General features: G+C 53.7%; 12 protein-coding genes. 1 reads left to right on the top strand and 11 read right to left on the bottom strand.

Translation table 11 applies throughout. The features are described from left to right. Positions 1–216: 216 nt before the first annotated feature. From acnB to INP77_RS01720, 4 genes are all read right to left on the bottom strand, one after another. On the bottom strand, positions 217–2,796 hold the full coding sequence (gene acnB, locus INP77_RS01705) for a bifunctional aconitate hydratase 2/2-methylisocitrate dehydratase (protein WP_194746967.1): 2,580 nt from the start codon (positions 2,794–2,796) through the stop codon (positions 217–219). A gap of 205 nt (positions 2,797–3,001) precedes the next feature. Further along, on the bottom strand, positions 3,002–3,298 hold the full coding sequence (locus tag INP77_RS01710; RefSeq protein ID WP_194747507.1) for a hypothetical protein: 297 nt from the start codon (positions 3,296–3,298) through the stop codon (positions 3,002–3,004). A 114-nt stretch (positions 3,299–3,412) separates the two neighbouring features. After that, entirely contained in the window at positions 3,413–4,918 is a 1,506-nt protein-coding gene (locus INP77_RS01715) for a fumarate hydratase (protein ID WP_194746968.1), read from the bottom strand. 25 nt (positions 4,919–4,943) lie between these two features. Then, entirely contained in the window at positions 4,944–6,593 is a 1,650-nt protein-coding gene (locus INP77_RS01720) for an acyl-CoA synthetase (RefSeq protein ID WP_194746969.1), read from the bottom strand. Here INP77_RS01720 and INP77_RS01725 point away from each other — a divergent pair. After that, entirely contained in the window at positions 6,592–6,759 is a 168-nt protein-coding gene (locus INP77_RS01725; protein ID WP_194746970.1) for a hypothetical protein, read from the top strand. The genes INP77_RS01720 and INP77_RS01725 overlap by 2 nt on opposite strands. A gap of 59 nt (positions 6,760–6,818) precedes the next feature. Here the strand turns inward: INP77_RS01725 and INP77_RS01730 are convergent, their stop codons facing one another. From INP77_RS01730 to INP77_RS01760, 7 genes are read right to left on the bottom strand one after another with little or no spacing between them, the layout of a single operon-like run. Continuing rightward, entirely contained in the window at positions 6,819–7,949 is a 1,131-nt protein-coding gene (locus tag INP77_RS01730) for a CoA ester lyase (RefSeq protein ID WP_194746971.1), read from the bottom strand. Then, complete coding sequence (locus tag INP77_RS01735; protein WP_194746972.1) at positions 7,946–8,236, bottom strand: succinate dehydrogenase assembly factor 2; 291 nt, start codon at positions 8,234–8,236, stop codon at positions 7,946–7,948. Before INP77_RS01735 ends, INP77_RS01730 begins: the two co-directional genes overlap by 4 nt. A 9-nt stretch (positions 8,237–8,245) precedes the next feature. Then, on the bottom strand, positions 8,246–8,992 hold the full coding sequence (locus tag INP77_RS01740) for a succinate dehydrogenase iron-sulfur subunit (RefSeq protein ID WP_228518643.1): 747 nt from the start codon (positions 8,990–8,992) through the stop codon (positions 8,246–8,248). Position 8,993: 1 nt separating this feature from the next. Next, positions 8,994–10,781 carry a succinate dehydrogenase flavoprotein subunit gene (gene sdhA, locus INP77_RS01745; protein ID WP_194746973.1) on the bottom strand — a complete coding sequence of 596 codons (1,788 nt, stop codon included), beginning with the start codon at positions 10,779–10,781 and terminating at the stop codon, positions 8,994–8,996. A 10-nt stretch (positions 10,782–10,791) separates the two neighbouring features. Next, complete coding sequence (gene sdhD / locus INP77_RS01750; protein WP_194746974.1) at positions 10,792–11,145, bottom strand: succinate dehydrogenase, hydrophobic membrane anchor protein; 354 nt, start codon at positions 11,143–11,145, stop codon at positions 10,792–10,794. A 6-nt stretch (positions 11,146–11,151) separates the two neighbouring features. Continuing rightward, on the bottom strand, positions 11,152–11,544 hold the full coding sequence (gene sdhC, locus INP77_RS01755) for a succinate dehydrogenase, cytochrome b556 subunit (RefSeq protein ID WP_194746975.1): 393 nt from the start codon (positions 11,542–11,544) through the stop codon (positions 11,152–11,154). Between the two features lie 4 nt (positions 11,545–11,548). Next, positions 11,549–12,751 (bottom strand): malic enzyme-like NAD(P)-binding protein, encoded by a 1,203-nt coding sequence (locus INP77_RS01760; protein WP_194746976.1) that lies wholly within the window; start codon positions 12,749–12,751, stop codon positions 11,549–11,551. Positions 12,752–12,858 lie beyond the last annotated feature (107 nt).

The raw sequence follows: 12,858 nt of genomic DNA on the forward strand, positions 1-12,858 counted from the left end.
CTGTTAAACCAATGAATGGCTGTGCTAGCCGCAGCCATCATTGCTTACAGCCAATACATCATAATCAAAACAGATCACCTGCGAATATCGCCGTTACCGCTTTTACAGTTGCAAGCAAATGTGCGGCTGGAAAAACAACAGCAGAAAACAAAAGAACGACGCTGAAAAAAAACAAAGGGGGCTTGCGCCCCCTTGTTGTACTTGAAGATTAAGCCCTTATGCCGTTTCTTTGATCGGAATAATCTTTTTACTGTTTTCCAGTGAGGCGGCATACTGCGTCATCTGGTTGAAGTTAAGATATTTGTATATCTCGGCAGTATTGGTCAGCTTGCTGCCCAAGGTGTCCATATATTCCTGCATGGTCGGCATGCGCCCCAGCTTGGCGCACACCGCCGCCAGCTCGGCAGAGCCCAGATAGACGCGAGCATCCTTGCCCATACGGTTATCAAAATTACGGGTAGAGGTCGAGAACACGGTGGCCTTGTCCGCCACGCGTGCCTGGTTACCCATGCAAAGCGAGCAGCCTGGCACTTCGGTACGGGCTCCTGCCACCCCAAAGGTGGAATAAACCCCCTCGGCACGCAGTTGTGCTTCGTCCATGCGGGTCGGTGGGGCAATCCACAAGCGTGTTGGGATGCCACCTGCGCCTTCAAGCACCTTGCCCGCAGCACGGTAATGGCCGATATTGGTCATGCAGCTACCGATAAACACTTCATCAATCTTGTCCCCCACCACGGCTGACAACGGTTTGATGTCATCCGGGTCATTCGGGCAGGCCACCAATGGCTCTTTGATTTCGTTAAGATCAATTTCGATTACGTGGGCGTATTCGGCATCACTGTCAGGCTGCAACAGCTCCGGTTTTTCCAGCCAGGCCTTCATGCTGGCAATCCGGCGCTCCAGCGTGCGTGCATCTGCATACCCGTTTTCGATCATGTTCTGCATCAACACGATATTGGAATTGAGGAATTCGATCACCGGCTCTTTGTTCAGCAGCACCGTGCAACCGTTGGCGGAACGCTCTGCCGAGGCATCAGCCAATTCAAACGCTTGCTCGACCTTGAGGTCAGGCAAGCCTTCAATTTCAAGCACGCGGCCGTTAAACACGTTTTTCTTGCCCTGCTTGCCGACGGTCAAGGTTCCTTCCTGAATGGCCGCATACGGAATCGCGTTCACCAGGTCACGCAAGGTGATGCCTGGTTGCATTTCACCTTTAAAGCGCACCAAGACCGACTCAGGCATATCAAGTGGCATGGCCCCGGTTGCTGCGGCAAACGCCACCAGACCAGACCCGGCCGGGAAGCTGATGCCAATCGGGAAACGGGTATGCGAATCACCGCCCGTACCCACGGTATCCGGCAGAATCATGCGGTTGAGCCAGGAGTGGATCACGCCATCGCCAGCGCGCAGACTGACACCGCCACGGCTGGACATAAACTCTGGTAGCTCGTGCTGCAACTTGATATCAACCGGCTTTGGATAGGCCGCCGTATGGCAGAAGCTCTGCATGACCAGATCGGCGCTAAAGCCCAGACAGGCTAGCTCTTTGAGCTCGTCACGCGTCATGCCGCCAGTGGTATCCTGAGAGCCGACGGTGGTGGCTTTAGGTTCGCAATAGGTGCCTGGTCGCACGCCCATGCCTTCAGGCAGGCCACACGCACGTCCCACCATTTTTTGCGCCAGCGTATAGCCTTTGCCAGTATCTTTGGCAGGCACCGCTTTAATAAAGAGATCGGTCTCACCCAAGCCCAGCGCTTTGCGGGCATTTGAAGTCAGGCCGCGGCCAATAATCAGCGGAATGCGGCCACCGGCGCGCACTTCATCCGCCAGGGTAACCGGGTTCATTTCAAATGTGGCCAGAACCTCGCCCGCTTCAGACAACACTTTGCCTTCAAACGGCTTAATCACAATCACATCACCCGTATTCAGTTTGGAGACATCACATTGAATCGGCAAGGCACCAGAGTCTTCAGCCGTGTTAAAGAAGATAGGCGCAATCTTGCTGCCAATGACCACGCCACCGGTGCGCTTGTTGGGGATAAACGGAATATCGTCGCCCATCCACCATTGCACTGAGTTGATGGCAGATTTGCGTGAAGAACCTGTCCCGACCACATCGCCTACATAAGCCAATGGCAGGCCTTTTTGCTTCAGGTCCTCAATCACCTTGAGGCCATCAGACATACGGTTGACCAGCATCGCCTTGGCGTGTAACGGGATATCGGGACGGCTCCAGGCATCTTGCGCCGGGCTTAAGTCATCAGTGTTGGTTTCACCATCCAGCTTGAACACCACCACTTTGATCTCATCTTTGAGCGCTGGTTTGCTGGTAAACCATTGTGCCTCTGCCCAGGCTTGCATCAATGTTTTGGCATGCGTGTTACCGGCCTTCATTTTGGCATCCACATCATGGAAGGCATCAAACATGAGGATGGTCGTAGACAAGGCCTTCACGGCATGCGCCGCCATGGACGTATCCAGTAAAGCCACCAGTGCCTGCACGTTATAGCCACCCAGCATGGTTCCCAGCAGTTCAACGGCTTTTTCAGCGCTGACCAAGGGGGAGCTGGCCTTGCCATTGGCAATATCGGCCAAAAAGGCCGCTTTGACGTACGCCGCCTGGTCTACACCGGCCGGAATGCGGTTTTCAAGCAGATGCACCAGCAAGGCTTCCTGCCCGGCTGGAGGAGACTTGAGTAACTCAACCAGGGCGGCCACTTGCTCAGCGTTCAGGGGTAAGGGAGGAAGGTTTTGCGCAGCGCGCTCTTTTACGTGGGTGTCGTATGCTTCTAACATGATGTGTAGGCTCTATTTAATAAATCAAATTTGGGCAATAAAACGAAAATCGGGGAATGGGCCGGTATTAACCACTGGCCGCGAGGCATTCTTTTGATTTGATTATAATGCACTCCCTCCGCCAGAATGTTAACTGCTTGTAACATTCTGGCAATTGATCAAAATGACAGCCGTTGTCAGCATCAAAACAACACTGCGAACGCTGTCAGCGTGTACTGTCTCCGTAAAGTTGCTTGGCAAACGGGGTACTGCAGCTTTTGCCAGCAGCAGAGGACTCCCATTTATCGAGCAGCTCTTTCTGATAGCCCTTGCCATGTTGCTTTTCCAGGTAGGCACGTACCTCAAACACATCGGCAAAACCATTATGGTCGGTGTCCATTAACGCCAACTGGTCTTCCAGACTCGGTCCGGCATATTTGCCAGTGCTATCCGTAAAATACTCCAGGGCAGACTCTGCGTGCGCTTGCACAGTCAACATCATCAGCGCAACGGCGCAACACATGCTGACACCTGTATTTGCTTTTAATCCTTTTATCATACTTACCCCCATTCTGACGCTTAGTAGTATGACGTAGTGTTTAGCAAATCGTGCGCATGTTCTGTGATTGAAAGCACATTAAACCGCTTTGAGCGCAATCTTCTTGCGCCAGAGGGCTGGGCCGCTCTTGTGCGCAGAATCGCCATCGGCACTCACTGCCACCGTCACCGGCATGTTTTCCACTTCAAACTCATAGATGGCCTCCATGCCTAAATCTTCAAATGCCAACACGCGCGCATGTTTGATGGCCTTGCTGACCAGGTAAGCCGCACCACCAACCGCCATCAGGTAGACCGACTTGTGTCTGGCAATCTCAGTCAGCGCTTCGTCACCGCGTTCAGCTTTACCGATGGAGCCAAGCAATCCGGTGTTCAGCATCATGTCGGTATAGCTATCCATCCGAGTGGCGGTGGTCGGGCCAGCGGGGCCTACCGCCTCATCGCGCACGGCATCGACCGGGCCAACGTAGTAGATAAACTTGTTGGTGAAATCCACCGGCAAGGACTCGCCCTTGGCCAGCATGGTTTGAATCCGTTTATGCGCGGCATCACGACCGGTCAGAATCTTGCCGGTCAGCAACAGCGTGTCGCCGGTTTTCCAGCGCTGGGTTTCTTCGCGCGTCACCGTCTCCAGATTCACGCGCTTGGCTTGCGGACTGGGTGCCCAATGCACATCAGGGTAAACCTCAGGGCTGGGCGGGGTCAGCACCGCCACCCCTGAGCCATCCAGCGTGAAGTGCACATGTCTGGTGGCGGCACAGTTGGGGATAATCGCCACCGGCAAACTGGCTGCATGGGTGGGGTAATCGAGAATTTTCACATCGAGTACCGTGGTTAAGCCACCCAGACCCTGTGCGCCTATGCCTAAGTGATTGACCTTCTCGTAGAGCTCCAAACGCAGTTCTTCAATACGATTTTGCGCACCTCGTGCCTGCAACGCCTGAATATCGATCGGTGCCATCAATGATTCTTTGGCCAACAACATGGCTTTTTCGGCGCTGCCGCCTATGCCTATGCCCAGCATGCCTGGCGGACACCAACCTGCGCCCATTTCCGGGACCACTTCGAGCACCCAATCGACAATGCTTTCATTCGGGTTCAGCATCGCCAGTTTGGACTTGTTCTCGGAGCCACCACCCTTGGCTGCCACTTGCACTTCGACCTTATCCCCTGCGACCATTTCCACGTGAGTAATCGCTGGCGTATTGTCTTTGGTGTTTTTGCGTGTCCCGGCCGGATCGTTGACGATGGAAGCGCGCAGCGTATTGTCAGGATGCAGATAGGCGCGGCGTACGCCTTCATTGACCATGGCTTCCAGCGTCATGTCGCCTTCAAATCTGGCATGCATGCCAACCTTGATAAAGGCCACCACGATGCCGGTATCCTGGCATAACGGACGCTTGCCTTCGGCGCACATGCGTGAATTGGTCAAAATCTGGGCAATCGCATCCTTGGCTGCCACCGATTCCTCGCGTTCATAAGCCGCCGCCAGTGCCCGGATGTAGTCTTCCGGATGATAGTACGAGATATATTGCAAGGCGTCGGCAATACTCTCGATAAAGTCTTGGGTTTTAATCAGGGCCATGTTCTAGGTCTTTCAGGCGGGCGTTTTAGCGCGCATTGCTTTTCTGATAAGCAATGGCAGGACTCACATCTTTACGCAAGATTTTACCATTTTTGGTGCGTGGAAACTCCTTGGCCAGGTAGACTGTTTTCGGTGCTTTATACGCCGCCAGATGCTGCTTGCCAAACACCATCAGGTCTTCTGGCGCAATCTCGGCATCCGGTTTGGGGATCACATAAATCACCACCAGCAGTTTGTCTTTTTCAATCTCTTCGCCAACGGCTGCGCAATCGGCCACGGCCGGATGGCCTTTATAGACGCGCTCAATTTCATACGGCGAAACGCGGTAGCCAAAGCTTTTGATAATGTCATCCTTACGGCCCAAAAACCAGAGATAGCCATCGGCATCATATTTGGCGTAGTCGCCGGTAAAGAAATAGCCGTCATGCTTGTATTTGGTGGTCTCTTCCGGCAGGTTCCAGTAATTCAGGAACAACCCAGGATCATTATCCGGCACGCTGATCATGCCCTCCTCGCCTTCGGCCACCGGCTCACGGGTGTCGGGATTGAGCAATACAATCTGGTGCCCAGGTTGCGGAAAACCGGCAGAGCCCGCGCGAATCGGCCGATACACACTTTGCGACAGATAGTAGGAAAACTCACTCATGCCTACCGCTTCATAAATATCCAACCCAAAACGCTCACGCCATTGCGTTAACACTTCGTCCGACAAATGCTCGCCCGCACTCATATAGTGACGCACACTGGGGATATCTATCTGTATAGCGGTGGTTTTTTGCAATAACTGGCGGTAAATGGTCGGGACACCAATAAAGATGGTGGCTTTGTGTTTGGCAATCAAATCCAGCCACTTTTGCGCATCATTTTTGCCTTCATGCACAATCACGGTTTTACCCAGGTATAACGGGTCCATCAGCCCAGTGCCCAGCACATAGGTCCAGTTAAACTTACCGGAGTGCATGATGCGGTCTTGCACCGTGTCGCTGTAGTTAAACCAGTATTTGGCGGCTGGCTGGCGCCCCAACAAGGCACGATGCGCATGCAGCACACCTTTAGGATAACCAGTCGTACCTGAGGTATAGACCAAATAAGCCGGATCTTCTGCCCGCGTGGCATAGGCGGGCGCTGCGTCAGTCACATTCGCCAGGGCTGCCTCCAGTGACACGACATTAAACCCATCCACGGGCGAGACCTCCCCGGATAACTGTGTCAGCAGCACATGTTTCAGATGGGGTGTTTGCGCGATATTCTGCTGCATTTTGGCAGACATCGCCTGCCAGGCAGCCGCGTCGGTCACCAGCACGACCGCGCCGGAATCCTTAGCCAGATACGCCACTTCCTCGGCCGTCAACAATGTAGAGGTCGGCACGGAAATCGCCCCGGTTTTCATGGTGCCGAGAAAGGCCGTCGGGTAATCCAGGCTGTTCGGCAGGCGAATCAGTACCCTGTCCCCTGGCTTGACAGCCAATCCACGCAACACCTGCGCAAAACGGTCTGTCCTGGCCGCCAACTCGGCAAAGGTGATGATGCTGGTACCAAAACTGTCATCCTCCACAATCATGGCAATTTCATCCGCCTTGGCGGTGCCTAAATGGCGGTCACTACAAGCCACCCCGATATTGAAAAACTCAGGGATGTCCCATTGCCATTGTGGATAAGGGGCTAACTGTGTCATGTTCAAACCTTTCCAATCACTCTATGCACGCATGGTTGATGCGATGCTGTTATATGCATTTCTTTTGAAAATGCTTTTTAAATCTTCAATGACGCTTAAACGCTCATCAATGAGCGAGCGGGATGAAGCACAAGGCGCACGGAACACAGAAACCGGAATGTACTAAAAGTACATGAGGATTTCGAGTACCGCGCAACGCCGTGATTCGCCCGCGCAGCCATTGATTTAAAGCAGAATGCCGTAGGGCCAGTTTTGGCGTACTACCTGCGCCGGCATCAACTGCAGCACATGCAAGGCAAACTCCATATCGCTGACCTTGAGCGCGCGCAAGGCATGCGCTCTCAGCAAAGTTTGCAAGGCCTTACCAAACATGGGTGGATCCAACATCTCGCCTTCAAACTTGATCGCCCCACCCAACAAGGCATCGGCTTCAATCGCCGCTTTCAAAATCGCCACCTTCTGGTTGATCTCGGTAGGCGATGGCGTGTAAGCGGTTTTACACAAATGAATATGCCCGGGATGGATCACCTGCTTGCCGGTCAGGCCCATGGCCGCTTCCTGGCAAGCGTGTTTGTACACCACGCGCGACTCGTTATCGCCATGCAAATCCAGCCAGCGACGCACGTCGTGCGGCTCGACAAACTTATCTGGCATGATATTGCTGCCAATCAGCGTTTCCACACCGCCAATCACACCTTTACCGGCGATCCTGGCTTCAAAAATCAGCTGGTTGATAAAATAGAACAGCTCTTCTATCCAATGCTCGGGGGTGATATGAATCCCCAGTGCTTTGGAGAAGTCATGAATACCAAACACCACATGTTTTACAGTGTCGTATTGCATCAGTTCTGGCGCAATCTTGAGCGATTTCGGGTGTTCGATAATCGGCTGTATGGTGATTTGCGGGTTGATACTCAACAAAAAGCTAGACAGATCACGCACCTCGGCGGCACCGTAGGATTCACCCGCCTTGGCCAGCATGACGACATCAATAAATTCGCCCATGTCGCGTACCAGCTTCATGTCTTCTTCGTACTCATCGGTACGGAAGGAGTTGGCGCGGATGGCAATGGTGACGCGCTCATTGACCTTGCGCAGTTTGGGCAGCTCCTGCCGCAGCAAAGTGCGGCTCATTTCTTTCTGCCGACAGCCATCTTCCAGGTCAAAAATCAGCGTATGCGCATTGGTAAAGTGCGCATGCTTGACCATGCGATTGGCCGCCTGCTCCATGTCTTCATAAATGCCCAGGCTGGGCGCATATTTCACTGGCGGGTAATACAACTGTATGCCTGGCCAGTAATCCCCCAAGGCACTGGCATCCAGTGCAATCGGCTCTTCTCCCATATGCTGAATCATCTGGTCTCCTGTTCTGCCGTAGGCCGGCTCGCACTCAATTTTTGAAGAAGGGCTGCCATAGGCTTGAGGTCTCCGGTCGGGGCTTTTACGCCCTGAATCAAATCCCAAAACACGTTATCTGGCAGTTCCAGCAAGGCATCCAATTGCTCCATTTCTGCCAGTGTCAGGCTGCCAAATTGCTCACTGACAAAGCGTTGCAATACGATATCGAGTTCCAGCATGCCGCGGCGGCAGCGCCAGGTCAGTCGCCGCTGCTCGGCGTCACGTAAAATTTCAGCATTCAGCATGGCTTCCCCCTATAACACTTTGATACCAAAGATCTTCTTACCCGGCTTGCTGTCTTGATGGGCCTTGGCTTTTTCGATCTTGAGGTCTTTAATCGCTGCAATGGCAGCGTTTGGATTCAGCTTTTTCGGGCAGACATCGGTACAGTTCATGATGTTGTGGCAACGATACAAACGGTAAGGGTCTTCCAGATTCTCCAACCGCGCATCCTGTTCCTGATCACGGCTGTCGGCAATAAAGCGGTAAGCCTGCATCAACCCTGCCGGACCGACAAATTTGTCCGGATTCCACCAGAAGCTGGGGCAAGAGGTTGTACAAGCCCCACACAAAATGCACTCATACAAGCCATCCAGCTTGGCACGGTCTTCCGGGCTTTGCAGACGCTCGGTTTCCGGCGGCGTGTCGTGGTTTTGCAAATAAGGCATCACCGAATGATAGTTATCAAAGAATTGCGTCATATCCACGACCAGATCGCGAATCACAGGCAAGCCAGGCATGGGACGCAATACCACAGGTTCTTGCAGATCGCTGAGTTTGGTAATACAGGCCAGGCCATTTTTACCATTGATATTCATGGCATCACTGCCACACACGCCTTCACGGCAGGACTTGCGCATACTGAGCGTTTCATCCAGTTCTTTAATCCGCATCAGCGCGTCCAATAACATCTGGTCACTGTCTTCCAGCGTGACCTCGTAGTCCTGCATATAGGGCTTTTTGTCTACGTCTGGATTAAACCGGTAAATAGAGAAACGCATATCAATACACCCTTTTCTTCAACTCGAATGGTTCTACGGTCAATGGTTTGAGGCGCACCGGCTTGTACACCAGCTTTTGCTCGCGGGCAAAATACAGCGAATGACTGAGCCAATGCGTATCGTCACGCTCGGGATAATCCTCACGGGCATGGGCGCCGCGGCTTTCCTGACGCGCATGGGCCGCTTGCATGGTTGCCAGCGCCACCTCCATCAGGTTATCCAGCTCCAGTGCTTCGACCCTGGCCGTGTTAAACACCTTGCTCGTATCAGCAATTCTTAACTGCCCGGCACGCTGGGCCACCTGCTTGATGGCGTCTACGCCGTCGGCCAGCAAATCAGGAAAACGGAATACCCCGCAATGTTTTTGCATGGTCTGGCGCATCGCCAAGCCCACCTCAGCCACTTTCTCGCCCCCACCATTTTCAAGGCGGTTAACGCGTGCCAGCGTTGCATCCGCGACATTCGCTGGCAGCGGCTTGTGCACACGGTTGGCAGCAATCTCCGCCGCCATTTTGTCACCTGCCGCTTTGCCAAACACCACCAGATCCAGTAAAGAGTTAGAGCCCAGACGATTGGCGCCATGCACAGAGACGCAGGCACATTCGCCCACCGCATACAAACCATTGACGACACGCTCAGACTGGCCGTCATGTACCACAACCTGACCATCCAGATTGGTGGGCACGCCACCCATCATGTAATGCGCGGTCGGCACCACCGGGATAGGCGCCTGGGTTGGGTCTACACCGGCAAAGGTTTTGGCAATCTCGCGGATGCCAGGCAAGCGTTTGCTGATGATGTCTTCCCCTAAATGATCTAGCTTGAGGTACACCGCGTCTTTATGCTTGCCAACGCCGCGGCCTTCTTTAATCTCGGTCGCCATGGCACGTGACACCACATCGCGGCTGGCCAGGTCTTTGGCATTGGGCGCATAGCGCTCCATAAAACGCTCGCCCTCGCTATTCACCAGATAACCGCCCTCGCCACGCACGCCTTCGGTAATCAATACGCCGGCATTCAATACCCCGGTGGGGTGAAACTGCCAGAACTCCATATCCTGCAACGGCAGGCCTGCGCGCGCGGCCATGCCCAAGCCATCCCCCGTATTGATATAAGCATTGGTACTGGCCTGGAAGATGCGGCCACCGCCACCCGTGGCCAGCATGGTGGCTTTGGCATGAATCACATGAATGTCGCCGGTTTCGATTTCGAGCGCAATCACGCCCAAGATATCCCCATCGGCATCCCGAATCAGGTCCAGAGCAAACCACTCAATCAGGAATTGAGTGTTGGCCTTGACGTTGCGCTGATACAGCGTATGCAGCATGGCATGGCCGGTGCGGTCCGCCACAGCACAGGTCCGCGAAATGGCTTGCTCGCCAAAATTGCGGGTCATGCCGCCAAACGGACGCTGAAAGATGCGGCCATTTTCGAGGCGGTCGAACGGCATGCCAAAGTGCTCCAGTTCAATAATGGCCTTGGCCGCATTGCGGCACATAAACTCAATTGCATCCTGGTCGCCCAGGTAGTCCGAACCCTTAATGGTGTCATACATATGCCACAACCAGTTGTCATCAGACACATTACCGAGCGCGGCGGCAATGCCGCCTTGTGCCGCCACGGTATGTGAACGGGTGGGGAACACTTTGGACAGCACAGCGACATCGGCGCCGGATTCCGCCAGCTGCAAAGCCGCACGCAAGCCAGCCCCACCACCGCCGACGATGACGGCATCTACCTGATGATGCTGTAGTTTGCTTGCACCTGTCCCCTGCGCTGTCTTGGTCATGCCATTCACCTTAAATCTTCATTCCAAATAAAATCCACAATACTGCGAGTGCATTTCCCCACACCGCAATATCTACCAATCGTTGCAGCACCGACCGTACGCCCAGATGCGGCACATAATCCCGCAACACATCACGCACGCCCAGCCACGCATGCAATAACATGCAGATAAAAAACCACAGTGTCAGCAGGCGCCACCACCAGGGCGCAAACAAGGCCACCCAGTCGTGATAACTTGCTGGCGACAACCACAGCAGCCGCATGCAGAATAACAACAGCCCCAAGGCCATGGACAAGGCACACAGCCGCTGCGTCAGCCAGCGACGCATGCCAGGATATTTCGCCGTAAGCAGTTCAAATAGCATGCTGACTCAGCCCCAAATCGCCCATAACATCCACAACATGGTGAATGCCACCAACCCCAGCACAACGCGGCTGGAGAATCTTGCCTTTTGCAGGGTGGTCATCCAGTGCACATCCATTGCCAGATGACGAATACCTGCATAAAAATGATGAAAAAACGCCCAGGCCAAGGCCGTGACCAGACACTTGACTGGCCATGTTTGCAATTGGCCGGCCACGCTTTGATAACCCGCAGCGCTAGACAATGACAGATACAAGGTCCATAAAAGCAATGGCTGGATCAAAAACAGTGCGACGCCACTGGCCCGGTGCATGATAGACACCACGGCATTGACCGGCAGCCGGATCGTGAATAAATCCAGATTCTTGGGCCGCTGTTTTTTCTGCTTTTTAACAATCATGCGGCTACTCGTCTGCCTGCGCTGCACGTGCCACTGCACCAGCCACGTATTCCATCAAGCGTGGATCAAACGGCTTGGGAATAATGTATTCCTTGCCAAACGACAAAGACGTTAACTGATAAGCCTCCAGTACTTGCTGCGGCACAGGCTCGCGCGCAAGTTGACTGAGCGCTTTTGCTGCCGCCACTTTCATCTGCTCGGTAATCTGTTTGGCCTTGGCATCCAGCGCACCACGGAACAAATAGGGGAAGCACAAGGCATTATTAACCTGATTCGGGAAATCACTGCGGCCGGTGGCCATAATCACGTCATCACGCACGGCGAAAACCTGGCTGGGTAAAATTTCAGGATCTGGATTGGCCAGTGCAAAAATCACCGGTTTGGCCGCCATACTGGCCACCAGCTCTGCTGGCAAGCCATTTTTGGCCGACACCCCGATAAATACATCTGCGCCCTGCATGGCCTCTGCCAGGGAGCTCACCTTGCCAGCCGTAATGGCCAACGCACGGTTATTGTCATGCAAGTCATCTCTCGCCAAATCGAGCACGCCTTTGCGATCCACCATGGTGATATCAGTGGCGCCCATCAGCTTAAGCAACTTGGCACACGAGCAACCCGCCGCACCCGCACCTAAAAACACAATTTTGGCGCGGGGCAAGGTTTTGTCTTGGAGTTCAAGCGCATTTAACAAGGCTGCTGCCACAATCACGGCCGTACCATGCTGGTCATCATGAAACACCGGAATATCCAGGCGTTTTTTCAGTTCGGATTCAATATAAAAACAGTGCGGGGCAGCGATATCTTCCAGATTGATCCCGCCAAAAGTCGGCGCAATATTGACGACGGTCTGGATAAACTCGTCAGGCGTGGCGGCATTGACTTCAATATCAAACACATCAATATCTGCAAAGCGTTTAAACAGCACGCCCTTGCCTTCCATCACCGGCTTGCCGGCCAAAGCACCGACGTTGCCCAGTCCGAGCACGGCTGTGCCATCAGTGATCACCGCCACCAAATTTCCCTTGTTGGTATATTTGTAGGCATTAGCAGGATCAGCCTCAATTTCGAGTACTGGCGCGGCCACCCCTGGCGTGTAGGCCAGGGATAAATCCTGTTGCGTTGCGCATGGCTTGGACGACTCCACGCTCAGCTTGCCCGGCTTGGGAAACTGGTGGTAGTCCAGCGCGCGTTTTTTCAAGTCATCCATTCATTAACCTCTTTCTATTCACCAGTCTTTGCGTCGACCAAGACTTTTCAAAATACATGTTGGCTAGGCAAGTGGAGCCCAACAACGCGAAAATGTGTTTCCAAAAG

This window comes from Methylophilus sp. 13 (genome assembly GCF_015354335.1).
Taxonomy (GTDB): Bacteria; Pseudomonadota; Gammaproteobacteria; order Burkholderiales; family Methylophilaceae; genus Methylophilus; species Methylophilus glucosoxydans.